The 25,784-nt window shown below is 52.9% G+C and carries 24 protein-coding genes; 19 read left to right on the top strand and 5 right to left on the bottom strand.

Annotated features, from left to right (window positions below; all coding sequences use genetic code 11):
• Positions 1 to 32: 32 nt before the first annotated feature.
• Complete coding sequence (locus F3I44_RS10315) at positions 33 to 530, top strand: TIGR00645 family protein (protein WP_150011282.1); 498 nt, start codon at positions 33 to 35, stop codon at positions 528 to 530.
• 37 nt (positions 531 to 567) lie between these two features.
• Here the strand turns inward: F3I44_RS10315 and F3I44_RS10310 are convergent, their stop codons facing one another.
• Entirely contained in the window at positions 568 to 1,536 is a 969-nt protein-coding gene (locus tag F3I44_RS10310; RefSeq protein ID WP_150011280.1) for a LysR family transcriptional regulator, read from the bottom strand.
• 93 nt (positions 1,537 to 1,629) lie between these two features.
• Here F3I44_RS10310 and F3I44_RS10305 point away from each other — a divergent pair, with 93 nt between their 5' ends.
• From F3I44_RS10305 to F3I44_RS10290, 4 genes are all read left to right on the top strand, one after another.
• Positions 1,630 to 2,832, top strand: a complete 1,203-nt coding sequence (locus F3I44_RS10305) for an MFS transporter (RefSeq protein WP_150011278.1) — start codon at positions 1,630 to 1,632, stop codon at positions 2,830 to 2,832.
• Positions 2,833 to 2,893: 61 nt separating this feature from the next.
• A complete protein-coding gene (locus tag F3I44_RS10300; RefSeq protein ID WP_150011276.1) occupies positions 2,894 to 4,240 on the top strand; it encodes a sodium:proton antiporter in 1,347 nt (448 codons plus the stop codon).
• 22 nt (positions 4,241 to 4,262) lie between these two features.
• Positions 4,263 to 4,607, top strand: coding sequence for a hypothetical protein (locus F3I44_RS10295; RefSeq protein WP_033784234.1), 345 nt, complete (start codon positions 4,263 to 4,265; stop codon positions 4,605 to 4,607).
• A gap of 168 nt (positions 4,608 to 4,775) precedes the next feature.
• Positions 4,776 to 5,672 (top strand): alpha/beta hydrolase, encoded by an 897-nt coding sequence (locus tag F3I44_RS10290; protein WP_150011274.1) that lies wholly within the window; start codon positions 4,776 to 4,778, stop codon positions 5,670 to 5,672.
• 109 nt (positions 5,673 to 5,781) lie between these two features.
• On the opposite strand, the gene gorA is transcribed toward F3I44_RS10290, so the two are convergent.
• Positions 5,782 to 7,134 carry a glutathione-disulfide reductase gene (gene gorA, locus F3I44_RS10285; RefSeq protein ID WP_150011271.1) on the bottom strand — a complete coding sequence of 451 codons (1,353 nt, stop codon included), beginning with the start codon at positions 7,132 to 7,134 and terminating at the stop codon, positions 5,782 to 5,784.
• 128 nt (positions 7,135 to 7,262) lie between these two features.
• On the opposite strand from gorA, the gene rnz reads away from it, so the two are divergent.
• Positions 7,263 to 8,174, top strand: a complete 912-nt coding sequence (rnz, locus tag F3I44_RS10280) for a ribonuclease Z (protein WP_150011269.1) — start codon at positions 7,263 to 7,265, stop codon at positions 8,172 to 8,174.
• Here the strand turns inward: rnz and F3I44_RS10275 are convergent.
• Positions 8,171 to 8,989, bottom strand: coding sequence for a CPBP family intramembrane glutamic endopeptidase (locus F3I44_RS10275; protein ID WP_150011267.1), 819 nt, complete (start codon positions 8,987 to 8,989; stop codon positions 8,171 to 8,173). The two genes, rnz and F3I44_RS10275, sit on opposite strands and share 4 nt — an antisense overlap.
• Before the next feature lie 7 nt (positions 8,990 to 8,996).
• Positions 8,997 to 9,839, bottom strand: coding sequence for a 23S rRNA (adenine(2030)-N(6))-methyltransferase RlmJ (locus tag F3I44_RS10270; protein WP_150011265.1), 843 nt, complete (start codon positions 9,837 to 9,839; stop codon positions 8,997 to 8,999).
• Between the two features lie 1,084 nt (positions 9,840 to 10,923).
• On the opposite strand from F3I44_RS10270, the gene F3I44_RS10265 reads away from it, so the two are divergent.
• The 13 genes from F3I44_RS10265 (at position 10,924) to rsmJ (ending at position 25,108) form a co-directional block, all read left to right on the top strand.
• Complete coding sequence (locus F3I44_RS10265) at positions 10,924 to 11,184, top strand: hypothetical protein (protein ID WP_150011263.1); 261 nt, start codon at positions 10,924 to 10,926, stop codon at positions 11,182 to 11,184.
• 183 nt (positions 11,185 to 11,367) lie between these two features.
• Complete coding sequence (locus F3I44_RS10260; protein WP_150011261.1) at positions 11,368 to 11,895, top strand: fimbrial protein; 528 nt, start codon at positions 11,368 to 11,370, stop codon at positions 11,893 to 11,895.
• Between the two features lie 59 nt (positions 11,896 to 11,954).
• Positions 11,955 to 12,491, top strand: coding sequence for a fimbrial protein (locus F3I44_RS10255; protein WP_150011259.1), 537 nt, complete (start codon positions 11,955 to 11,957; stop codon positions 12,489 to 12,491).
• Positions 12,491 to 15,031 carry a fimbria/pilus outer membrane usher protein gene (locus F3I44_RS10250; RefSeq protein ID WP_150011257.1) on the top strand — a complete coding sequence of 847 codons (2,541 nt, stop codon included), beginning with the start codon at positions 12,491 to 12,493 and terminating at the stop codon, positions 15,029 to 15,031. Before F3I44_RS10255 ends, F3I44_RS10250 begins: the two co-directional genes overlap by 1 nt.
• A 23-nt stretch (positions 15,032 to 15,054) precedes the next feature.
• Positions 15,055 to 15,804 carry a fimbria/pilus periplasmic chaperone gene (locus F3I44_RS10245; RefSeq protein ID WP_150011255.1) on the top strand — a complete coding sequence of 250 codons (750 nt, stop codon included), beginning with the start codon at positions 15,055 to 15,057 and terminating at the stop codon, positions 15,802 to 15,804.
• 16 nt (positions 15,805 to 15,820) lie between these two features.
• Entirely contained in the window at positions 15,821 to 16,426 is a 606-nt protein-coding gene (locus F3I44_RS10240; protein ID WP_190285925.1) for a fimbrial protein, read from the top strand.
• A complete protein-coding gene (locus tag F3I44_RS10235) occupies positions 16,419 to 16,985 on the top strand; it encodes a fimbrial protein (protein WP_150011251.1) in 567 nt (188 codons plus the stop codon). The genes F3I44_RS10240 and F3I44_RS10235 overlap by 8 nt, the downstream gene beginning before the upstream one ends.
• A 20-nt stretch (positions 16,986 to 17,005) precedes the next feature.
• Entirely contained in the window at positions 17,006 to 17,848 is an 843-nt protein-coding gene (locus F3I44_RS10230; RefSeq protein ID WP_150011249.1) for a hypothetical protein, read from the top strand.
• Positions 17,787 to 19,901, top strand: coding sequence for a PglL family O-oligosaccharyltransferase (locus F3I44_RS10225; RefSeq protein ID WP_150011247.1), 2,115 nt, complete (start codon positions 17,787 to 17,789; stop codon positions 19,899 to 19,901). Before F3I44_RS10230 ends, F3I44_RS10225 begins: the two co-directional genes overlap by 62 nt.
• Positions 19,902 to 19,975: 74 nt before the next feature.
• Entirely contained in the window at positions 19,976 to 20,554 is a 579-nt protein-coding gene (locus tag F3I44_RS10220; RefSeq protein ID WP_150011245.1) for a hypothetical protein, read from the top strand.
• A complete protein-coding gene (locus tag F3I44_RS10215; RefSeq protein WP_150011243.1) occupies positions 20,551 to 22,041 on the top strand; it encodes an FKBP-type peptidyl-prolyl cis-trans isomerase in 1,491 nt (496 codons plus the stop codon). The genes F3I44_RS10220 and F3I44_RS10215 overlap by 4 nt, the downstream gene beginning before the upstream one ends.
• Before the next feature lie 257 nt (positions 22,042 to 22,298).
• Positions 22,299 to 24,341, top strand: coding sequence for an oligopeptidase A (gene prlC / locus F3I44_RS10210; protein WP_150011241.1), 2,043 nt, complete (start codon positions 22,299 to 22,301; stop codon positions 24,339 to 24,341).
• An 8-nt stretch (positions 24,342 to 24,349) separates the two neighbouring features.
• Positions 24,350 to 25,108, top strand: a complete 759-nt coding sequence (gene rsmJ, locus F3I44_RS10205) for a 16S rRNA (guanine(1516)-N(2))-methyltransferase RsmJ (protein ID WP_150011239.1) — start codon at positions 24,350 to 24,352, stop codon at positions 25,106 to 25,108.
• A 189-nt stretch (positions 25,109 to 25,297) separates the two neighbouring features.
• Here rsmJ and F3I44_RS10200 read toward each other — a convergent pair whose 3' ends face one another.
• Positions 25,298 to 25,540 carry a hypothetical protein gene (locus F3I44_RS10200; RefSeq protein WP_147789622.1) on the bottom strand — a complete coding sequence of 81 codons (243 nt, stop codon included), beginning with the start codon at positions 25,538 to 25,540 and terminating at the stop codon, positions 25,298 to 25,300.
• Between the last annotated feature and the right edge of the window lie 244 nt (positions 25,541 to 25,784).

Raw genomic sequence — 25,784 nt, 5'->3', positions numbered from 1 at the left:
TTCCGGACCTGTTTGATTATTCGTGGGATTGTATGGAACGTTTTACCGAAAACCTGATGTATGCATCGCGCTGGTTGCTGGCTCCGGTTTACATTGGACTTTCGCTGGGATTGCTGGCGCTGACCATTAAATTTTTCCAGGAAATTTTCCACCTGCTGCCCAACATTTTCAGCATTGCGGAAAACGATCTGATCCTGCTGCTGCTGTCGCTGGTGGATATGACGCTGGTGGGCGGCCTGCTGGTGATGGTGATGCTGTCGGGTTATGAGAACTTCATCTCCAAGCTTGATATCGACGAAGACAAAGAGAAGCTGAGCTGGCTGGGCAAGATGGACTCCGGCTCGCTGAAAAACAAAGTCGCGGCTTCTATCGTGGCCATCTCTTCGATTCACCTGCTGCGGGTGTTTATGGAAGCGCGCAACGTCGATAATGATAAGCTGATGTGGTACGTGATTATCCACCTGACCTTCGTGCTCTCGGCCTTTGTGATGGGCTGGCTGGACAAAATGTCGCGCTACGATAAAAAGTAATTTATCACCTGGCGACCCGCTGAGGCGGGCGCCTGCTTTATCCCTTCCGCTCTGCTCCCCCTGAACGGCCTGCTGGCTTCGACGCCGGGCGCGTGCCCGCCAGCTGCGGCATCACCTCTTTGATCATGGCAAAAAAGTGTTGCAGCCTGGCCGGGTAGTAACTCGCCCAGGGATAGGTCAGCCACACCGGCAGCGGCGGGGCCTGCCAGGCGGGCATCAGTTGAACCAGACTGCCGTCAGTCAGATCGTCCTGCACCGCCCACGAAGAGACAATCGCCGCCCCCATCCCGGCCAGCGCCGCTTTGCGCACCGCATATAAACTGTCGCTGCTCAGCCGGGGCGTAATCGCCAGGTTCACCGGCTGGCCGTCGTCAATTTTCTGCAACGCCACTTCATTACGGTAAAAGCTGGTCAGCGCCAGCCACGGCAGCTCGCGCAACTGCTCCACCCGTTCAATCGGCGGATGCTGCGCCAGCAGGTGCGGGGCCGCCACCACAATGCGCGGCACTTCGGCCAGCAGAATCGCCACGACCGAGGAATCGGTGGGCGCACCGACCTGAATGGCGCAGTCCACGTTCTCCGCCATAAAGTCGGGCGTGCGGTCATTCAGCATCCACTCGATATTGAGCCGGGGAAAGCGGTGCAGATAGTCCACCAGCGGCGCGATCAGCTGATCCTGACCAAAGGCGTGCGGCGCACGAACCCGCAGCGTACCGATTGGGTCATCGCTGGCACCGGTCAGCTCATCTTCCAGCGCATGCCAGGTCGCCAGCAGCTGCCGTGCCCGGGCGTAGCAGCGTTCGCCATCATCGGTGAGCTTCAGCGCATGAGTGGTGCGCAGGATCAGCTTGAGGCCCAGCCGCTGCTCCAGGGTCTGTAAGCGACGGCTGACGGTAGGCTGTGTTGTGCCGAGCTGGGCCGCGGCGGCGGACAAGCTACCGCTCTCGACAATACGGATAAACGTCTGCATCAGGTCGATGCGATCGCTGCTGTTAGAGTTGTTCATACGTACCACGCATAACGGTTTTGTCTGGTATCAGTCTACCGCGTATAACCGTGATGCGCTTTAATGGTTGCACGAAATGACGAGGATTACAGCATGTCAGCCATACAGACTCAGACGCAAAATGAATCGCTCTCCACGCCGCTGGTGTTTACCCTGGCCGCCGGAGCCGGGCTCAGCGTCGCATCGATTTACTACAGCCAGCCGATGCTGGATATCATCAGTAAGCAGTTTAATGCGGGCATCGGCGCAGTCGGCATGGTGCCGATGCTGACTCAGGCGGGCTATGCGCTGGGTATTCTGCTGCTGGCTCCGCTGGGCGATCGTCACGACCGCCGCACTATTATCTTTATCAAAGGCTTACTGCTGGTCGCAGCGCTGCTACTGTGTGGCTTTTCCGGCGGACTCAGCGCGCTGCTGGTTGCCAGTTTTATTACCGGGCTGACCGCCACCGTGGCGCAGGATATTGTGCCCGCGTCGGCGGCGCTGGCCCCGGAACGCAGCCGGGGGAAAATCGTCGGCGCGGTGATGACCGGGCTGCTGGTAGGTATCCTCTTGTCGCGGGTGGTCAGCGGCGTCGTAGCGGAGTATTTCGGCTGGCGCACCCTGTATATGATCGCCGCGCTGGCGGTGCTACTGATTACGCTGACGCTGTGGCGGGTGTTGCCGCGCTTTGCACCCGGTACTTCGGTGAGCTATCCGCGCCTGTTGCTGTCGCTGGTGCATCTGTGGCGTCACCATCAGACGCTGCGCCGCGCTGCGCTGGCTCAGGGTCTGCTGTCGGTCGCCTTCAGCGCCTTCTGGTCGACGCTGGCGTTAATGCTTAGCGACCGCTTTCATCTCGACAGTGCCGTGGCCGGAGCGTTTGGGTTAGCCGGTGCAGCAGGCGCTATGGCAGCGCCGCTGGCGGGCAGTTTCGCTGACCGCATTGGTCCGGCAAGGGTGACGCAGGCCGGTGCCGCGCTGGTGACGATCTCTTTTGCACTGATGTTTCTGCTGCCGTTATTGCCCATGCCCGCGCAGCTAGCGCTGATTGTGGTTTGTACCATCGGCTTTGATTTAGGCGTGCAGGCCACGCTGGTGGCGCATCAGACGCTGGTCTATGGCCTGGCACCAGAAGCACGCAGTCGCCTGAATGCATTGCTGTTTACCGTGGTGTTTATCGGTATGGCGACCGGAGCGGCGCTGGGCAGTCTGGCGCTGGCCCACTGGAGCTGGAATGGCGTCGTTGCGCTCGCAACCTTAGCCGGCGCAGCGGCGCTGGCGGTCCGCTTAGCCAGTCGTCACCTGAAAAACTGACACCTTGCCCGTCAAAAAATGTGCCAGGCTTATTCATAAACCCGAAATATTCTGGAGCGTTATGAACTTTTTAGCCTGGACAGCAGCGACGGGCGGCCTTCTGCTGCTGATGTCGCTGGCTTCCGGTTGGATTCACCGGGGGCCCGTCACCTCATTTGGTCTGTTCCTTATCGCGGGCATGCTGTGCGGCCCGTGGGGATTTGATGTTATCCACCTCGATATCGTCACTCATTCCGAAGCCGTGGCCCATATCACCGAAATCACCATGGCGGCCTCGCTGTTTATCACCGGTCTTAAGCTGCGTCAGCCGCTGCAGAACAACTGCTGGCACACCGGGCTGAAGCTGGCGTTTCCCGCCATGCTGCTCACCGTCGCCGCGATGGCGCTACTGGCGCACTTCCTGGTGGGATTGGACTGGCCGGTTGCGCTGGCGTTTGGGGCGATTGTCGCGCCGACCGATCCGGTGCTGGCGAGCTTAATCTCGGTCAACGATGCGCAGGATGATGATTCGCTGCGCGTAGCAATCTCCAGTGAAGCGGGCATGAACGATGGCTCCGCGCTGCCCCTGCTGATACTGGCGCTGCTGCTGTTTAATGGCGAGAGCCTGAGTGGCGCGATGCTGGCGCACTGGGGTGCGGTTGAGGTGCTCTGGGCGATTGGTGGCGGTCTGATTATTGGCTTTGTACTGGGGCAGTTAATCGGCATGCTGGCGACCCGACTGCGCAATGCCAATGGCGACGTAGCGCCTAATGATTTCCTGGCGCTGGCGCTGATTGCGCTGAGTTATTCGCTGGTGGAATACGTGGGTGCCTCCGGCTTCCTGGCCGCCTTCGCCGCCGGACTGGGGTTACGCCGTGCCGAGCTGGGCGTGTTCCGTCGCCATCAGCCTGACGATCTCTCTGACGACGAGCGTGTGTTGCCCTCTGAGGCGCTGGTGAACCCTAACAAACGTCTGGCGCATCAGGGCAACAACAATATGGTGAAGTCGATTGGGTTTGTAGTAGGCGACGCGCTCTCTTTTGGCGATACTATTGAACGTTTACTGGCGGCTGGCATGATGGTGGTGCTGGGCGTCACACTGGCGCAGCACTGGAACATCTACGGCGTGCTGATTGGGCTGGTGCTGTTTGCCGTAGTACGACCGCTAGCCGTCTGGCTGGTGACGCTGCGCGCCGGACTGCCACTCGGGCAGCGCCTGCTGATTGGCTGGCTGGGCATACGGGGGATTGGCAGTCTGAACTACATTGCCTGGGCCTGGACGCATGGCATGCAAGGCCCGCAGATGGAAATTATGACGAATATGGCGTTAACGCTGGTGGTCTGCAGCGTGGTGGTTCATGGCACCACCGTGACGCCGCTGCTGAACTGGCGTCAGAAGCGCCTTGAGGCCCTTCAGCGCAAGGTTTAACCCGAATCAACAGGAGTTAAAAATGAAAGTCACTCAGATAGTGCTGCTAAGCCTCCTTGCCTCCGGCAGCGCGCTGGCAGCGGACGACGCTGATACTGAGCAGAATGTTTACGCCAGTCAGTTGTGCCACATTGTCAGCGGCGAGAAAAAGGTCGCCACTGCAGATCATTACGTCGAGCAGATGAAATCGACCGTGGCGGGTGGTCAGTCACCCTCTGCGATGAATCAGCCGGAATTTGATGAAGAGTCCGCGCGTGAAGTGGCCAGTGCCTGGCTGCAACTTGGCGACGATGAACGGGCCAAACTGCGCGTCAACGAACAGCAGTGTGAACAGGCCGTGATGGCCCAATTCCAGCAGGAAGATTAAGCCTGCCGGATAAGATAAAAACGCGCCTGCCGGGCGCGTTTTTTTATGGCTTTTCAGGGGCCATTGCGTACATAATCGCCACCCATGGCACCAGACTTGCATCTGTTAATTCTTCGGTAGCCTGCCGCAATGGCTTGCTCATTACTCTGGCATCACACAACAGGCATTATGATTACGCGTCGACGCTTTATTCTCGGCACGGGAGCGCTTGGGCTCTCCATGACCACCGGCAAATTATTTGCCCGTGATGACATTATCCCCCTCTGGCCGGACGATCCGCCCGGCGGCGGCGGCCCATCCGGCCAGTTGCATATTAACAGCAGCGGCTCCTGGTCAAATATCGTCAGCCCGGCGATTCAGCGCTTTAAACCGGAAAATCCCAATGGCGAAGCGGTATTAATCGCCGCAGGCGGCGGGTATCGCTGGATCGGCATGGGCCGCGAAGCCTGGCCGGTAGCGCGCTGGCTGAACGCCAGTGGCTATACCGCCTATGTGCTCAGCTATCGGTTGCCGCATGAGAAGTGGCAGGCGGGACGGCTGGCACCGCTGCAGGATGCGCAGCGCGCCATCCGGCTGGTACGCTCTTTTGAGCGCAAGGTGCATGTACTGGGCTTCTCGGCAGGCGGACATCTGCTGGGGCTGGCGGCGGCGCGGCCGGACTTTGAATCTTATCCGGCCATCGACCCGCTGGATGAAGTGGTGCCGAAAGTCGATAGTGTTGGCCTGATCTATCCGGTCATCACCCTGGAAGCGCCTTATCAGCATACCAACACGCATCTGATGATGGTCGGCAAAAATGCCACCCCGCAGGATGAGGCGAACTGGTCGGTACAGAACTTCGTGACCCGGCAGTATCCGCCGACGTTTCTGGCGCAGGCCGAGGACGATCACACCTCCAATCCGTTTAACACCGCGCTGATGCGTGACACCTGTCGCCGTAACCGCGTGCCGGTTGAGCTGATTCAGATCAGCAAAGGCGGACATGGATTCGGTCTGGGTAAGGCGGGCACGCCTGCGGCGTTGTGGGATCAGGCGTATGTACGCTGGCTGGATCGCGTAAGCTGAGTTGCACTGACGCGGTGCTGCACTGCACGGTCAGAAAGCGGATGTGGACGCGGCATAAAAAAACAGGCGACCTTAAGTCGCCTGTCTTGTTTCTGAAGCCCGGTGCGGGTTAACGCATCGTCACAAACTCTTCCGCTGCGGTCGGGTGGATCGCCACGGTGTTGTCGAAGTCTTTCTTGGTGGCACCCATTTTCAGCGCCACGGCGAAGCCCTGCAGCATCTCATCCATACCGAATCCGATGCCGTGAATGCCGACGATCTTCTCATCGGCACCCACACACACCAGCTTCATGCGGCACGGCTGACGATGCTGGGTGACTGCGGTGTACATGGCGGTAAACGACGATTTATAGACCTTCACCTGCTCGTCGCCATACTGTTCGCGCGCCTGCGGCTCGGTCAGCCCCACAGTGCCAATCGGCGGATGGCTGAACACCACGGTCGGCACGTTGCTGTAATCCAGATGCTCGTCCGGCTTGTTGTTAAACAGACGCTCAGAGAGACGACGGCCTGCAGCAACCGCAACCGGCGTCAGCTCAACCGCACCGGTGTTGTCGCCCACGGCGTAGACACCTGACACATTAGTGTTCTGGAATTTATCGACGCTGATATAGCCTTTCTCATCCAGCGCCACGCCCGCGGCCTGAATATTGAGATTGTCCGTTTCAGGCTCACGGCCAATCGCCCAGACCAGGCAATCCACGGTGTAGTCGCTGCCGTTTTCCAGCTGCAGCGTCAGGCTGCCATCGCTGTTTTTAATCACAGCCTTCGGAATGGCTTCGGTGTGCAGCACCGGGCCTTCGCTGTTCATCACTTCGACCAGCGTCTCGGTAAGCAGCGGGTCGAAGCTGCGCAGCGGCGCGTGTTTACGTACGAACAGATGGGTTTCCGATCCCAGGGCATTCACCACGCCCGCCAGTTCGACCGCGATGTAGCCCGCGCCGACAACCGCGGTGCGTTTAGGCAGCGCGTCCAGCTCGAAGAAGCCGTCGGAATCGATGCCGTACTCCGCACCCGGAATAGAAGGGTGAACCGGACGACCGCCGGTCGCGATCAGAATATGGTTAGCCGTGATAATCTCGCCGTTAACTTCAACGCTGTGCGCATCGACAAAGCGGGCAAAGCCTTTGATCACTTCAACTTTGTTTTTACCCAGCACGTTGTCATAAGAGCTGTGGATGCGATCGATATAGGCGCTGCGGTTTTTGACCAGCGTTGCCCAGTCGAAGCGATTGACGGTGGTGTCGAAGCCATAATCCGGCCCGTAGAGATGGATAGCTTCGGCGATTTGCGCGGCGTGCCACATGATTTTTTTCGGCACGCAACCCACGTTCACGCAGGTGCCACCCAGCTCTTTAGCTTCAATCAGGGCGCATTTCTGGCCATACATAGCCGCACGGTTAATCGAGGCGATGCCGCCGCTGCCGCCGCCAATGGCGAGATAGTCGAAATGTCGGGTCATTGAAGTATCCATCCGGTTGCATAAAAAATTGGGGTTGAGTGTAACGCTGCGGGTCGAAATGACGCAAAGTTTGCGCCTATGATTGTAATAGGGTTCTGTTTTTTCACTCGCTGACAGGGAAGCATACCATGCACCTCACTTTTCTTGGCACCGGCGGCGGTGCGCCCAGCCTGCAACGTAACGTGACCTCCATTGCTTTTACCCGCGCGCTGAGTGGTGAAACCTGGCTGTTCGACTGCGGGGAGGGCACGCAGTTACAGTTTATGCGCTCCAGCCTGAAACCGGGCAAGCTGGATAAGATTTTTATCACTCATCTGCATGGCGATCATATTTTCGGCCTGCCGGGCTTACTTACCAGCCGGTCGATGGCCGGACTGACCTCACCCATGACGGTTTATGGCCCCAGAGGATTAAAGACCTTTGTTGAGACGGCGCTGTCGATCAGCGGCTCCTACACCGACTATCCGCTGAACATCGTTGAGATTGAGGCGGGCTGGACGCTGGATGACGGTGAGTTTCGTATCAGTGCCTGGCCGCTGAGCCATCCGGTGGAGTGCTTTGGCTATCGCATTGAACAGCATGACAAACCTGGCCTGCTGGATGCCGAGCGGTTGAAAGCCGAAGGGGTGCCCCGCGGCCCATGGTTCCAGCAGCTGAAGCAGGGGGAATGTGTGACGCTGGAAGATGGGCGGGTCATTAACGGCGCTGATTACCTTGGCCCGGCGACACCCGGCAAAAAGCTGGCCATCTTTGGCGATACGGCACCTACGGAGGTCGCGCTGCAGCTGGCAGCGGATGTTGACCTGATGGTGCATGAAACCACGCTGGAGGCGGCGATGATGGAAAAAGCCAACGGGCGCGGGCACTCCACGACCCTGCAGGCGGCGGAGGTGGCAAAGCGCGCCGGGGCAAAGCGGATGATCGCCACCCATTTCAGCTCCCGCTATCTGGCAAAGGACATGAGCCGCCTGCTGGCGGAGTGCCAGACCATTTTCCCCCGCACCGAGCTGGCCTCGGACCTGGCTGTGTTTACGGTTTAGTGATGCAGCGCCGGATAAGTAAACAGCAGCAGATGGGTGATATTCAGAGCGAAGTGCAGGGCGGTCGCCAGCCATAAGCGGCCGCTCCAGTGCCACGCCAGACCATAAAGCAGCCCGGCCAGCGTCGCGAAAATTACCAGCAGCACGCCGCCGGTGACATGCGCCAGCCCGAACACCAGCGCGCTGATTACCAGCGCGGGCATTCCACCCAGCGCATCCCTCAGCCGCTGTTGCAGATAGCCGCGGAACAGCGCCTCTTCGGCCAGCGAAACAAAGAACAGATTGGCCAGCATAAACGCGGGCAGCCAGGGCGGAAAGTGAGGCTCCACGGCCAGACCGCCCAGCAGCACGGCGCTACCCAGCAGCAGCGGCACGGCGGCGATTAATGCCAGTACAGCGATCCACGGATAACGCGGCGGACAGGCGCGGGCGCGGAACAGCGTCGGCAGGCAGGCCAGTAGCACAAAGGGGATCAGCGCTTTATCGAAGTTGAAGGAGAAGCTGAATGGCAGACTCTGTGCGCCCACCTTAACCTCATCAACGACGAGCGGATTGTGAAAGCCGGGAAAAAGATGGAGGAACAATCCCAGCGACATCAGCACCAGCAGCGCTTCACTCAGGATGTGCTGCCGGGAACGGATTGGGTCAAAGCGGCGCAGCGCGACCAGTGCCGCAACCCCGGTCAGCAGTGGCAGCACCGGCCACGTCAGAACGTCGTGATAAAACCCGAGCAGCGCGGCGAGCGCTAACAGCAGTAGCGCCAGACGCCGGGCGGGTTGTAGCGCGCCCAGCGCGCCTGCCAGCAGAATCCACATAATCGGTTTATTCAGGAACGATCTGATTCACCACGAAGTGACCGGTACCGGCCGGAACCAGTTTCTTGTGCAGCCACGGCAGCAGGGTAGTCATCTGATCGGCCAGCTTCCACGGCGGGTTAATCACGATCATGCCGGAGGCGGTCATGCCGCGCTGATCGCTGTCCGGACGGGCGGCCAGCTCGACCTGCAGAATATTGCGAATGCCTGTCGCTTCCAGGTCGCGCAGCATGTGTTTGATCTGCTGACGTAACACCACCGGATACCACAGCGCAAAGACGCCGGTGCCAAAACGTTTATGGCCTTCCTGAATCCCTTTCACTACCGCCTGGTAGTCGCTTTTCATCTCATACGGCGGGTCGATCAGAACCAGACCGCGACGCGACGGCGGTGGCAGTTTCGATTTTAACTGCTGATAACCGTCGGCACGGTCGACGCGCGCGCGATTATCTTTGCTGAATTCGTTACGCAGCAGCGGATAGTCGCTGGAGTGCAGCTCGGTGAGTTGCAGCCTGTCATCTTCACGCAGCAGATGACGGGCAATCAGCGGGGAGCCGGGATAGTAGCGCAGCGAGGGGCCACGATTCAGCGCACCGATCGCGTCAAAATAGGGTTGCAGCAGTTCCGGTGCATCGGGCTGTTGCCAGATACGCGAGATGCCTTCCAGATATTCACCGGTTCGCTCGGCGTGTTCGCCACTCAGCTGGTAGCGGCCTGCGCCTGCATGGGTATCCAGGTAGAAAAACGGTTTCTCTTTCTCTTTCAGCGCCGTGATGATCAGGCTCAGAACGGTGTGCTTCAGCACGTCGGCATGGTTGCCCGCATGGAAGCTATGGCGATAACTCAGCATTGTTTATCCTGTTGAATGTATAAGGTTTTAATTGATGGAAAATCAATTTATACCAATTATTACCTCACGTATTACCCACAGAACGACGCACAGCACCCGACGCAGGAAAAGCATGAGAATCCGCGATTATATCAGGGATGGCCTGGCGATGGACCAGAAGCGTGATAACAAATCGGGATTATACGTCAGCAAAATAATCCGGGTACAACGCGATCAGCCCGCTATTCCTGAAACCGTCCGAATTCACCAGCATGCCTCGCGGCATACAACGTACGCGAAAACGCAACGCAGACCCGCCCGCGTTACATCATCCTCCTTTAACTTCATCAGTTGAAAAAAGTTAGAGAAGAGGCTGATCACTCCCCATTACGCAGCACCTGTCTGGGGGGGGTAATTCGATTGCTTAATGCAGAGCGGGCGTCAACGCGTCGTAACGTCTTATTTTATGTGAGGCAGATTTTATTTGTTGTGGGATACGGTAACCGACAGTCTGATATCGCTTAATCTGCTGTCAGTTAATGTCTGAAGCTGCTCAGGAAAAAAGCTTAATGAATACATGGATATTGATTTTTATCAATAAAAATTCAAAAGATTTTTTAACGAAGCGCTGTTGTCGACGAATTCCAGGGGCGCTATTTCTGCCTGAAAGATAACGGCAATTTTATTTTTCATGGCAAAGAAAATTTTTGCAGATGATGACTTTTCGAGTCTGCTTTGCCAAAGGATTTGTCGTTTAATGTTTGTTTGAGTTAGGTGTCATTTTATTAAATATAACGGAAACTCTTTTAAATAATTTTATTTAATTTGATTTTTATATTTGAATGTAACCTGTTTTTTTGTGTGATTTATTCTTTATCAATTTTCGGAATTTTTATTTGTAAGTGTATAATTATATTGGTTTTTATGGTTTTTTTATTTTCTTAATTTGATCGGAAATATCGATCGTTATTATTTTAACAATCGAAGAAAACTATTTACGCTCAATTTTAGCTCGGTTGCGGGCCGCGCAAAACGGCTATACAATTACTGCCGAATGAGCGAATTTCATTAAATGAATTCGATCGTGAAGAGGAACTTTGATGAAATGGATCTGGAATTAACACGAAGGCATGCTTTTTCAAGTGAAAATATTAGAGAAAGACTGAAGGCTTACGGTTTCACAGAAATTGATGACATTCTTAGTTTTCTGAATTTGTTTCGTGAGTCTCCTCCCGGTAACTGTGAATATATCTATATTCGTAGTAAGTTGGGCCTTTGCTTACAGCAACACGATAATGAAAGTGATTATTTTATTCCACTCAGAGAGTTTGTGACTGAGCTTGATTGTCTTATTGACTTTCATTAGATGATTATTTTCATTTTCTGCTGCGTGGCGATTTTATCTCCGGTGACAGTAATTAAACTGGCTCGGTAGATTGAATAAATGAATAGAGAAAACAGATTTGCCTGCATGTGTTTTATCGTGCCGGGCTGGCAAGGCCGTTAAGGCAAATTCACGGTGTTTTAAACGTTAAATCAAGGAAAACAAATGAAAAAGAATGCGATTGTCGCAGCTATGGGTATGGCCGCTTTTATTTTTTCTGGCGCAGTTATGGCCGCAACCGCAACAGACAGTACTGATGTGACCTTTACCGGTTCAATTACTGAAACGCCCTGCTCACTGGATGCCGGATCACAAGGTCAGGAAGTCAAACTGGGGCATATTGCCGCTCACGTGCTGGAAAACGAGGGGCAATCATCACCTGTCAATTTCCAGTTTAACCTTAAGGATTGTGATGTTACGACGATGAAAAACGTGTCAGTAACCTTTACTGGCACAGCAGACAGTCAGGATAGCTCTCTGCTGGCGCTGGGTGGCGGGCAGGCTAAGGGTGCGGGTATCGCCATTGCTCATGGCGATAGCCTGGTCAAACTGGGAGAAGCGACAGCTAAACAAGCACTGGCTAAAGGTTCTAACACGCTGCAATTCGCCGCCTTCCTCAAAGGTGATGGTGCGTCAGAAGTCCTGCCAGGTGACTTCACCTCTGTATCCAACGTGACCTTCACATACCAATAAGTACCTTGCAGGGTATGTCACTGACATACCCTGGCTTTATTTCTGTCGGGATAAAATAAATGAATCGTCAAAGAATGTTCGCTGTACTATTGGTGATTTCACTTTTCAGTTACTGCAAGCTTATTTACGCTGAAGCAAATGACGAAACAACCGTATATGTTTCAGGTGATATTCTCGACACGCCTTGTACCATCGCACCAGATAGCCGCATGCAAGTTATTTCTATGGGGCGGATCAGACCAGCAGAAATCGAGCATACAGGTGCAGGAGAGGCAATACCCTTCACTATTCGCCTGATTGACTGTCGGCTTCAGCGCATCGATCCTCACCAGCCCAACTGGCAACGCTTTGCCGTCAGCTTTGATGGTCAGACGGATGGTGACGACTTTGCTCTGGCAGGTACGGCGCAGGGCATGGCTCTGCAACTTGCTGACGAGAATGGAAATATTGCGCACCCTGGCGTGCCGTTGCCTCAGGCTGTACTGCATAACGGCGAGCAGGTGCTGCACTATACTCTGCGTCTGGTCAGCAACCATCAGCCGCTTCGTGAAGGATCTTATTCTTCTGCTATTCACTTCCGACTGAACTATTTCTGATGTTCTCTCTGTTGAATCGTCCCTCGCCTGTGTGCCGCAGTCTATTCAGCTGCCTGACAATCCTGTGCTTTGCTCCGGGGTGGGTCATTGCAGATGAGGCTGATGTGCAATTCAACACCGATGTAATGGATGTCAAAGATCGGGAAAATATCGACCTGGGTGAGTTTTCCCGGGCAGGCTATGTTATGCCAGGCACCTATACCATGACGGTGCATATCAATAAAACCAGCCTGCCAGCGCAAAGCATTACCTTTTACGTCCCTGACAATGATCCTAAGGGGAGTGAAGCCTGTTTAACACGATCATTGGTTAATAGCTTAGGCCTAAAAGAAAACCTCTATCAAAAGTTAACCTGGTGGCATGACGGTCAATGTTTGAAAGTCGACAATGCTGCACTAAAAGGAATGAGTGTAAGAGGAGAGCTGGCAACGGCGTCGCTCTATCTGAGTATTCCCCAGGCCTATCTGGAATACACCAGCGACGACTGGGATCCACCTTCCCGTTGGGATGATGGTATTCCGGGCATTCTGCTGGACTATTTTGCTAGTGTGCAGCGTACCCAGGGACAGGGTGAGAGTCGTTCCGGCTACTCTGCCAGCGGTAACGGCACGGTGGGCGCGAATGCGGGCGCATGGCGGCTACGTGCCGACTGGCAGATGACTCGTTTCCATAATGGCGATACAACGAATCAATCGTTTCAGTGGAGCCGCTATTATCTGTATCGTGCTATTCGCAGCCTGCGGGCGAAACTGGTGGTGGGTGAAGATTACCTGAGCTCCGATCTGTTCGATAACCCACGCTTTACGGGTATTCGTCTGGCTTCAGATGATAATCAACTGCCGCCAAACCTGCGCGGATATGCGCCTGAGGTGACCGGCGTCGCCCGAACCAATGCCAGGGTCACGATTAGTCAGCAGGGACGCGTCATCTATGAGAGCCAGGTGGCACCCGGTCCTTTCCAGATCCAGACCCTGAATGACGCGACCAGCGGCATGCTGGATGTCACCGTGCAGGAACAGGATGGCTCTGTACAACACTATCAGGTTAATACTGCCAGCGTTCCTTATCTGACGCGGCCTGGTATGGTGCGCTATAAACTCGCTACCGGAAGACCTGATGATATGCGTCACCGCGTTAGCGGGCCGGTATTCGGAACCGGGGAGTTTTCATGGGGCGTAAACAATGGCTGGTCATTGTATGGCGGTGGCCTGTTCAGTGAAAGTTACAACTCACTTTCAGTCGGTATTGGACGTGATTTGCTGGCGATGGGTGCGATGTCATTAGATGCTTCAACTTCCCGCGCCGAACTTTCTCAACAAGGAAAAACACAGGGTAACTCTTACCGTCTCAGCTATTCAAAAACGTTTGATTCACTTGACAGTCAGGTGACATTCGCTGGCTATCGCTTCTCAGAACGCAGTTATATGAGCCTGAGTGAATATCTGGATGCGCGCGAATCCGGGCTGAAAACGGGTGGCAGTAAACAGATGTATACCGTGTCATTCAATAAACAATTTCGCAGTATTGGCCTTAGCAGTTATTTCAATATTAGTCGCCAGACATTCTGGGATAACCAGCCAGCAAATATTCGTTACTCCGTGATGCTATCGAAATATTTTGATTTTTGGAAACTTAAGAATCTGAGCTTTTCATTGTCTCTTTTTCGCAATCAGTATCTGGGCTCCTGGGACAAAGGCGGTTTTGTCTCGCTTTCCATGCCGCTGGGCCAGCAGGGCGGCATCAGTTACACCACAAGTGTGAATGATGGCGTAGCACTGCATCGCGTCGGTTACTCCAACCGATTAAGTGAACGTGATAGCTACCAGATTAGCGCTGACGGTAACCAGAAGAGTCAGGGGGCGAGCGGATCCTTCACTCATTCAGGCGATTCTGCTGATATCAGTGCCAGCACTGATTACCAGGCCGGTCGTTATGCTTCTGCCAGCTTGTCTGCCCGTGGCGGCATGACAGCAACGCTGCATGGCGCGGCACTGCACCGGGTTAATCAACCCGGTGGTACCCGGTTGATGATTGGTGCTGAGGGCATTTCCGGACTGCCGGTTCACGGGTTCGGTAACACCGTCACCACCAATTTTACCGGCGCTGCGGTACTGAGTGATGTTAATAGCTATTACCGCAATCGTGCTGCCGTTGATATTACACATCTGGCTGATGATATTGACATTTCCGGCGCTTCGTCGGTAACAGAAGCCACACTGACTGACGGTGCAATCGGGTTTCGTCGCTTTGATGTGATGACCGGTAAAAAAGCCATGGTCACCATCGGCTTGCAAGACGGAGGTTCACCGCCGTTTGGTGCCATCGTGATGAATAAAAAGGGCCAACAAACCGGGATGGTCGGGGACGATGGCATAACCTGGCTGAATGGAATGAACCCGGGCGAACAGATGGATGTGAACTGGAGTGGGCGCACACAGTGCGTGGTGACATTGCCACCACAACTTAATGTTCCGGCACTGCTACTCCCCTGCATTCTGAATCGGGATCGCCAGGATAAAAAGCAGCATGAGAGTAAATAACACCCAACGAGAGATGAGAAATAATGCGCATCAGTAATCAACACGCCCTTCTGGGTGTCAGTCTGCTGGCAGGTATATTCTTTGGTCAACCCGCTTCCGCCGCAATCGCGCTTGACCGGACCCGGGTAATTTTTCCCGGTAATGAGCATGCAATTTCGCTGAATATTCACAATGAAAATACCCAGTTGCCCTTTCTGGCGCAAGCCTGGCTGGAAGACAGTAACGGCAAAAAAATCAACTCACCGCTGGCGATTTTACCGCCATTGCAGCGGCTGGAACCAGGGGCTTCCAGTCAGTTAGAGATTCGTGCGATGCCCGCAGCGATGCAACTGCCTCAGGACCGGGAAACCCTGTTTTATTTTAATCTGCGCGAGATTCCGCCACGGAGTAAAACGCCGAATACCTTGCAGCTTGCATTACAGACACGGGTAAAATTTTTCTACCGGCCTAAAGCACTTCAGCTGGCTAATGGGACAGCGACCGCATTTCAGCAAAAGCTTAAGCTCAGTCGGCAAGGTCAGAATGAAGTCGTGAATAACCCAACCCCCTACTACATCAGTCTGGTTGCTGCGCATAGTCACGCTACCCGTGAACCGGTGAGCGGATTCAGACCGCTGATGATTGCACCTGGAAGCAGTGCCTCACTAGGTGCAATCGCAGATGCTCTGGGGAGTGAACCCACTCTGACCTATATCAACGACTATGGCGGCAGTGTTGATCTCAACTTCCATTGCGCAGGCAGTCAATGTCAGGTTGCGAATTCCGCTCGCTGAGGGAAGGGAGCAAAGAATGAAAGGTGTCTCTCACTGGGTGCAAAAAGTAATGCAACCGTTGTCCTTAGTAGTGCTGATGTTGGCCACAGGGCAGGCTGCTTATGCGGGAGAAAATGATGTTGTCGATGGCGATACCGGCGTGTTGTATGTCAGTGGCGCGCTGGCACGAGGAGCCTGCAATGTCGACAGCGATACGCTTGAGCAGTCGGTCAATTTAGGCACGCTCAGCAGTGGTGAGTTAATCAATCCCGGAGAGCGAGGTGCGGGTCGTGCATTTCATCTGAAATTGCATGACTGTTTTGATCCTGAAGCTATCTCGCAGCCTGGCCGTGATGGGAACAGAGCCATTGGCGACGGGTTGCCTTTTATCCGAGTCAATTTTATGAGTGCCGCAGATCCTGATAACCACGCGTTAATTGCTGTTAATGGTGCGCAGGGATTCGGGCTACGGCTTGAGGATGCCCGTCATAAAGCTGTGCCTCTGAATCAACAGGCTGAACCTCTGCGAGTCAAAAATGGCGATTCAGTGCTTACCTATTATTTATTGCCTGAACGTACCCATGCCAGCCTGAAGGAAGGAGCCTGGCAAGCTGTTGTCTACGTAGGGGTGAGTTATGATTAATTCTGAGAGTAAATATGGCCGCTATTTGATAATGATTTTGCTTATACCGCTCCTTTACTTACCTCCGGTTCGGGCGGGTGATAGCAATCTTTACGGTGAGGTAAATATTAATGTCACGGTGCTGGCTCCACCCTGCGATATCAATGAGGAGGATCAGTCCGGGATTTCAGTCTTATTTCCACCGGTGAGTTATCGACAGTTTTATAATCAGGGTGCTTCACCGGAAGCGCCGTTTACGTTACGACTCAGTCACTGCGATATTAGCCAGGCAAAATCCGTGCGTTCTACTTTTACCGGGCCTGAAGAGGACTCACTACCGGGATTACTGGCGTTATCACCACAAAGCGAGGCAAAAGGGATTGCGGTGGGGATAAAATCTGCCGGAGATGGCAAGCAAATTAAGATTAATAAAAAAAGTGATGCTTTTGCGTTAGCCGAAGGGGATATGGCATTTCATTTCATTGCCTGGCTACAGGCTACACCTGAAGCGCTTACAGACCATACTATTGAGGCGGGTGAGTTTACGGCTCAGGCTGTGATTAGCCTCAGCTATGAATAATAATCTTAGAGATCAGGAAAGTGAAAATTAAAATTTCATTAGCGATGATATTTATTTTTAGCGTGATTGGTTTAAGTGAATACGCCCATGCCGGAGCCTATGTCAGGGCTATTTCACGTCACGGTAATGATGTTACGCAACAAATTGTCGCATGGACAGAAGAGGATAACGCACCCAATCCCTGTAAAGGTGAACACGTCTGTTATGTCGGGCCTGATGTAAAATACTCAACACATCCACCCGGACTTTACGGGACATGTATGGTGTCGGATAACTGTATTCAAGCTCAGTCCTATAATACTGCAAAAGAAGTGGCAGAAGCCTATAATAAAGCACATCCGATTCCTTTCACTGCAGAATTCGGTATCGAAAATGAAAATGCCTCCTGCGTCGGACTCTATTATCTGACAGAGCAACCCACGACTGCCGAGCATAACGGCATGCTATGGCCTGGCAGTGTCTGCGGTGTCATTCCTCCTGAGAATCAAACCTGTGATCTGACTATTCCCACAACGATTGATTTTGGCACGCTCAACAGCTGGCAAGTTGCCGGGCAAAAGAAGACGATTACCGGCACGATTACCTGCAAGCTTTCCACAACGTTGCTTGTTACTGCAACGTCTAAAAATAGCCAAAAACCTGGCGTTGTTTCCTTCAGTCTGGATGGCGGAGGATCGTTTGTTGATTCACTGACAGGAAAGGCCGAAATAAATGGTAAGGATGCGTTCACCGGTGTTGAGGTGCCTATCACCGGAAAAAATATTGCAGATAGGTTCAATTTTTCAGTGACGCTGCAAAAAAATGGCCGCATCGATGCCGGGGATTACTCAGCGACTGAAATTATTATCGCCTCTTATGAATAAGCTAAGCCGCATCAGCAAAGGAACTGAACAGTTGACACCGAAAACATTCTCCAGCACGCAAAATTACTGGGACCGTTTTTTAATTTTTACTTTAATTTTTATAGTGGCGGTGTATTTTCTTTTGCTGAACCATATTTATATTAAAAATATGGGAGGGTCCGGGCTATTATTACCCCTAAATATAATAACATGGAGTGTAATGTTACTGATAAGTGCATTGCTGATGCTAAGCACTGCACTGCGTAATAAAAAAATCCTGTTCAGTACACAAATCTGCACAGGGGTGCTGGCCGCGCTATTAATGACGCTGCCCTTATGCTGGACGCCAGCCGTTAATTACAGCAATGCCATACCGCGGCTGGCGGCAATCTGGGGGGCGTTAATTTTCAGTTTGTCGCTGTATCAGATACATCTGAGTACTCATGCAAAGCGCGCAATATTGATGCTGATTATAGTTTCCGCACTGCTGGAGTGCCTGTTAAGTTTATTTCAGTGGGGCTGGCCGTCGCTGGCACAGCAATTAATGGAATACAATATCAGCCGTGTGGCGGGTAAACCCTACGGTATTTTTCAGCAATCTAATTTGCTAGCCAGTTACGTTGCCACAGGATATGCGGTAACAGTTTACTTTTTTTATCGACAGGTAAAGCTATACCGTTGGTCGGCTGCCCTTTTATTGTTCCTGCAGGGTGTCATGTTGTGGGTATTACTGCTGTCGGGAAGTCGTGTCGGCCTGTATGGCGCATTGCTGGCGCTTTTCCTGCTGAGTGCATTAACCCCTGAATTGCGACAACGCAATGATCACGCTCCGCTGACTTTCCGAAAATATCTGTCGGTACCGATTCGCTGGCTGGTGCTCCTGCTATTAATCCTTATGGGTCTGATGGTCAATGTTACCGGTGGATTAATGCAACGAGCGGGAAGTACCATGACTGCCTCATTATTTCTGATCGCGAGCGGCATGCTGTGGTGCCTGCTGATAACGAATAAAGAGCGAGCCGCACTGATCAGACAAGTATGTTGTTTTATGGTGATAATTGTCTGTGCTGCAGGGTTCTTTTTACCACTAACGTTCTTCTCCCCTGTCGCGTCCGTTGCTGCTGACACTCTGCATCAAACGGGTGTATCCGGGCCGGATTTACTTCATGCTGGCTCAAGCTCTGAGCGTTTAAATATGTTAAAGGGATCTTTATCGCTGATCCTTCAGCATCCCTGGACAGGCGTTGGGTTAGGCGGTTTTGAAGCGTCTTTTGCGGCAGTACGCCAAAACTTTGGCACCGGCATCGCCAGCTATACCATCCGGCACCCACATAATGAATTGCTGTATGTGCTGGTTGAGGGCGGACCGCTGGCACTGAGCGGCTTATTGCTTGCCGCTGTAGCCTGCTTCTTACCGGCTTTAAACGTACTGAGAGCAAGTAAAAAAAGGCATATGACTGCGCTGACCAATGAGCACACTCGCACACTCGCTGTGGCTGTACTCTTACTGCCCATTAGCCTGCACGTCCTGCTGGAGTATCCCTTCTATCAATCAGCATCTCATCTGCTCGTATTTTTATTGCTGGTCAGAATTAGCCAGCCTGAAATGCTGTATCAGCACCGGACGATCTTTGTTCAGCCTCGTCGGATGTGTGTCATTAAGGTTTTGCTGATTGTTTTATCTGTCGGGTTATTACTGACAGCCTGTGATTTTCTGGCCGGGCTAAAGATTCAGCAGCAATTAACCTTAGCAGAACGTTACAATCTGCAGTCAATACCACCAGCTTTACCTTTGAGCATGTCGCTGACGCAGTATGAACGTTATGACTTCGATCGTCATACTCAGGAGTTATTAAGATACAACCGGGATCATAATTCACAACTTCTGGAGGAATATGCGCGTTGGGCGCAGGCTTATCTGGCGGTTCATAATGATGCCGGTGTCTACGATTCGGCTATTCGTATTGCTCGTTACCAGGGCAATCAGACGCTGGCAAATAAACTATCCGATCAGGCGCGCTTAAGTTTTTATGCTGACAGTCGTTTCAAACCTAAGCAGGTAAACCTGGAATAACGTCCTGTCAGTTCCGGGTGGAACCGGCTGTTATTCAGCCGTCATTTTGCCCTTCTTCAGGGATATTTCGTTAAATGAGTGATGAGGCTGACATAATGAAATTATTTAATAAAAAAGAGCGAGAGACCAGATTCGTTTTGTTATTTTCTTTTCTTCAGATGCTGATTGTCAGAAAAATAGTTGCAGTCAATATTTCCGCTAAAAAGAGTGACAAGAGTCCCGCAGGTCAGTTTCTTATATGCAGCATGATGATTGCTGCAGGAGTCATTTTGACAGGATGTCAGAGTATCAGGTCAGAACGAATGAGCAGTTATAGCGGAGCAAAAAAGGAACTAGCCGTAAATGTGCAGGATTCATCCAGGTCTGTTAATGCCGTCCAGCCTGTAATTAAAACAGAGGGTCCGGTAGAGCAGTGCCAGCGCGAGTTGATCGCTCTGGGGAAAATCAATGCCGCTATGTATGAAAAAAGACGTGTTGCATTTTCCGGGCTACTGAAGAATGCCTCACTTTATAGCTCACTACGTCAGGATATTAATAGTCAGACAAAAGAGACGGTCGATGCACTTTATAAATATAAAACGCAAAAGCTTTGCCATGATATTGAACAGGATCTTCAGCAGGCTCTGATTAGTTACGGAGAAAATCTCCAGTGAAGAGCGATGGTGTAAAACTTATCTCTTTAACTCTGCTGATTATGTCAGGTATCAGTACAAACAAGTATGCGGAAGCGAATGAGCAGGAAGCGATGGCTTCTCTCGATGCGATTATCAGGACGAACAAACCAGACGCCTGGCTGAACCCTGTCGGCGATGAAGGTTTACCACCAGCTATGATTGTGCCCCAGCAAAAAGTGAGTCATGCAGCCAATGCATTTCAACAGCATGATCATCGGGTAAAGGCTGCAATCAAAAAGCCGGGTGGCCATCTTTTTCATCGTGAACCCGCTGATGCAAACCCGTCCGTTGAGAAAAAAAGTAAAATAGCCACTGTATCACCCGTATTGTGTCCTCATCTCTTGCCCGTGCCTCTTTCATTAGCAGGAACAGCGCAGAATAAGGATCAGGTAACGTCAGCTGAAAACAAAATAATCGGCGATCAATCTGCCACGGTGATCCAGAAAAAAGCTGAAAAGCTTCAGCAGGCACTATTAAAAAGCCAGGATGATATCGTCGCATTAACCGCGAAACTGACGACTGTCGATCAGGAAGCGGATATGCGCATAAAAGAAATCAATACATTACAGCAAAAGGTCAATGAGAGTGAGCGGCTGCTGGCTGACTGGAGAGTAAAAAAAAGCGAGGCTGATAAAGAACTGGCCGTTAAAGATGAGAAGCTGGCTGCTATCGATCGGGAAGCGGATGTGCGGATAAAGGAAATTAACGCGTTGCAGCAAAAGCTCATGGAGAGTCAAAAGCTGCTGACTGACCTGAGAGTGAAGAAAAGCGAAGCCGATAAAGAAATAGCAGCTAAAAATGAGAAAATTGCGACGCTTTTGTCCAGCCGTAATATCCCAGCCGCTTTTACCCCAAAAAGCGCAGATGAAATCAGAGATTATGCCGTTGGCGCTTACTGGGGGCAGGAAATGGAAGGCATGATTAGCAAAAAGGCCGCCGACGGCTACCACCTTGCATGGCCAGTGGTACTGCGTGGAGCCAGCGACATGATGAATAATCAGTTAACGGTCAAAAAAGAGAAACTGGCTGCAGTGCTTTATCAGCTCTATGCAATGTCAGAAAAAAAGACCGATAATTCCTCTACAGACCAGGATGAAGGTAATCGCTTCCTTAAACGCTTCTCAAAAGAACCCGGCGTTAAACGCAGTGCCATGGGGTACTACTATAAAGTGCTGGAAAAAGGCGCGGGTAAAATCAGCGAAGGAGATACAGTTGCCGTGGTTATCCGTGAAAGCTTGTGGAATGGAACAGTTATTAATGACATGAATGAAAAAGGTAAGGTATTGGTACTGCCACTCAACAAATATCCTGCATTATTTAAATCGATTATCCGTTCGATGAATAATCATGGCATAGAGCAGGTTGCTGTGCCTCCTGAACTTGCCTATGGGCAGAAAGGACGCCCGCCGTTAATACCCGCGAATGCAGTGATGTTATATCAGATAAAAGTTGTCAATGTGACGTAATGGAACGACCCGTGGAATACGCGCGGTACGGCTGATAAGTCCGCTACGGCCGGATGCGCATCCTGCAAATCAGTGACGGCTTGGTAACTGTTGCTTCAGGCCGGTGCTGTTCACCTCACTCGTCTGGCTTATCCGGTTACGCGCGTTTCTTCCCCAACTCATCCTGACCCCATTGATTTTCACTACACTAAGCCGCATGTTACTTAGATTGCGTTGCGCGACCCGCTGCGCCCCATACATCGATAAAGGACTGCGCTATGACCAATCCGCTACTGACATCTTTTACGCTACCCCCTTTTTCTGCCATCCAGCCTGAACATGTGGTGCCTGCTGTGACGGAAGTGCTGACCCAGTGCCGCGCAGAAGTCGAAAAAGTTGTGGCGCAGGGTGCGCCCTACACCTGGGATAACCTGGTTCAGCCACTGGCGGAAACCGACGATCGCCTGAGCCGTATTTTCTCCCCGGTCAGCCATCTTAATTCGGTAAAAAACAGCCCGGAGCTGCGCGAAGCCTATGAGCAGACGCTGCCGCTGCTCTCGGAGTACAGCACCTGGGTCGGTCAGCATGAAGGGCTGTATCAGGCGTATCGCAATCTGAAAGAGGGCGATCAATACGCGGCACTGGATCTGGCGCAGAAGAAAGCGGTCGATAACGCCCTGCGTGATTTCGAACTCTCTGGCATCGGTCTGCCAAAAGATAAACAGCAGCGCTATGGCGAAATCGCCGCGCGCCTTTCTGAGCTGGGTTCGGCTTACAGCAACAACGTGCTCGATGCCACTATGGGATGGAGCAAGCTGATCACCGATGAAAGCGAGCTGGCCGGTATGCCGGAAAGCGCGCTGGCGGCGGCAAAAGCCCAGGCTGAAGCCAAAGAGCAGGAGGGCTGGCTGCTGACGCTGGACATTCCAAGCTATCTGCCTGTCATGACTTACTGCGACAACGCGGCACTGCGCGAAGAGATGTATCGTGCCTATGCGACACGCGCCTCCGATCAGGGTCCGAACGCCGGTAAATGGGACAACGGCCCCATCATGGCGGAAGAGCTGGCGCTGCGTCACGAGCTGGCTCAGCTGCTGGGCTTCGACTCCTACGCGGATAAATCGCTGGCGACCAAAATGGCGCAAAGCCCGTCTCAGGTCATCGACTTCCTTAATGATCTGGCTGAACGCGCGCGTCCGCAGGGTGAAAAAGAGCTGGAGCAGCTGCGCGCCTTTGCGCAGAAAGAGCATGGCGTTGAGCAGCTTAATCCGTGGGATCTCACTTATTACGGTGAAAAGCAGAAGCAGCATCTCTACACCATCAGCGATGAGCAGCTGCGCCCTTACTTCCCTGAAGAGCGTGCGGTCGCTGGTCTGTTCGAAGTGGTGAAACGCATTTACGGTATCACTGCGAAGCAGCGTACCGACGTTGAGGTTTATCATCCTGACGTGAAGTTCTTCGATCTGTTTGATGAAACCGGTGAACTGCGCGGCAGCTTCTATCTCGACCTCTACGCCCGTGAGCACAAACGTGGTGGTGCCTGGATGGATGACTGCGTGGGCCAGATGCGTAAAGCCGATGGCAGCCTGCAGAAGCCTGTTGCTTACCTGACCTGTAACTTTAACCGTCCGGTGAAAGGCAAACCTGCGCTGTTCACCCATGACGAAGTGATTACCCTGTTCCATGAGTTTGGTCACGGCCTGCACCATATGCTGACCCGCATCGAAGCGCCTGGCGTTTCCGGTATCAGCGGTGTGCCATGGGATGCGGTCGAACTGCCAAGCCAGTTCATGGAAAACTGGTGCTGGGAGCCGGACGCGCTGGCATTTATCTCGGGTCATTTTGAGACCGGCGAACCGCTGCCGAAGGCGCTACTGGATAAAATGCTGGCGGCGAAAAACTATCAGGCCGCGCTGTTTATCCTGCGTCAGCTGGAGTTCGGCCTGTTCGATTTCCGTCTGCACACCGAGTTTAACCCGGAGAAAGGCGCGCAGATTCTGGAAACCCTGCGCGAAGTGAAAAGCCGCGTGGCGGTCGTTCCGAGTCCGGAGTGGGGCCGTTTCCCACACGCCTTCAGCCACATCTTTGCCGGTGGCTATGCAGCGGGTTACTACAGCTATCTGTGGGCGGACGTGCTGGCGGCGGATGCTTACTCCCGCTTCGAGGAAGAGGGCATCTTTAACCGTGAAACCGGTCAGTCGTTCCTGGATAACATCCTGACGCGTGGCGGTTCTGAAGAGCCGATGGAGCTGTTCAAACGCTTCCGTGGCCGTGAGCCGCAGCTCGATGCGATGCTGGAACATTACGGCATTCAGGGATAAGTCGGTTCGTGAAAATCTGTTTGCTCGATGAATCAGGCGCCGGAGACGGCGCCTTATCACGTTTAGCGCAGCGCTGGCAGCTGGAGCACGATGAAGATGCGCTACTGGCACTGGTGCAGACACCGACGCACCTTGAGCTTCGCAAGCGTGATGAGCCAAAGCTGGGCGGTATTTTTGTTGATTTTGTCACCGGAGCAATGGCACATCGCCGTCGCTTCGGCGGTGGACGTGGCGAAGCTGTTGCCAAAGCGGTCGGCATCAAAGGCGGCTATCTGCCGGATGTGGTGGATGCGACGGCCGGATTGGGACGTGATGCGTTTGTACTGGCGGCCCTGGGCTGCCGGGTGCGAATGCTGGAACGTCATCCGGTGGTGGCTGCACTGCTGGAGGATGGCCTGCAGCGCGGTTATCAGGATGCGGAAATTGGTCCCTGGCTGCGCGAACGCCTGACGCTGATTCATGCAGCCAGTGCGCAGGCGCTGGGCGATATCACGCCGCAGCCGGATGTGGTCTATCTTGACCCGATGTATCCCCATCGCCAGAAAAGTGCGCTGGTGAAAAAGGAGATGCGGGTCTTTCAGTCGCTGGTGGGGCCGGATGAAGATGCGGATGCGCTACTGGAACCGGCCCGGCGGCTGGCGAAGAAACGTATCGTGGTTAAACGGCCAGACTATGCACCGCCGCTGGCGGGCGTGGTGACGCAGGCGGCTGTGGTGACGAAAAGCCATCGTTTTGATATTTATCCGCCGCTGGTCAGTACGCTTTAGACGAATGACGATCTGAAGCGATTGTTTCAGGTCATAATAATTTTCCTGCCGCTTATCTCCGTATGCCCGGTCTGAAAGCGACCTGGCATAATATTTTTGCTAAATAAAAAAGCCTGTCTGAAGTATTATCAGGCAGGCTTTAATTATCCGCACGCGCATTGTCGCGTTAATGCGGTGCTACTGATTCGGTCAGGCCGCTAATTTAGTCAGGAAGCCTGAAAATGCGTTCAAAAAGCTTTTGGCGAAGTTCAGGCCAATCGCTTTGTAAGTCAGACCCAGAGTCTGGCCCAGATCAGTGCTTTCCTTGATTGATGCGACGGTGGTGTCATATAAACCTGATACTTCAGTCAGTGCGGTGTTAACCTCACCCAGAAATTCAGTCAGGCCCGCGCCGCTAACGGCAGCAATTTCTGTCTGATTAATCTCTCTCATTTTTAATATCCTTATTGGTTTTTTAAATAATGGGAATCATTATTCTGCTTTATCCGTTGCCTGCGCAGCAGATAAGCCAGCGAAAGATAACGGATAAATTAACCTTCTCCTATAGTAAGATTTTGATAAGTTACGCTTTGCTATTAATAAAGTTTCTATCATTTTCGACTGGATGAATGAGCAATGTAACGATGGCTTTGGATTTATGTATGGAACTGTAATTACAGCGCTAAAAGGAGGTAAT

Origin of the sequence: Pantoea sp. F_5, from assembly GCF_008631595.1 — a bacterium.
GTDB classification, from domain to species: Bacteria; Pseudomonadota; Gammaproteobacteria; order Enterobacterales; family Enterobacteriaceae; genus Pantoea; species Pantoea gossypiicola.
Note: the sequence above shows the minus strand (reverse complement) of the source record. Positions and strands in the feature narration are given on the sequence as shown.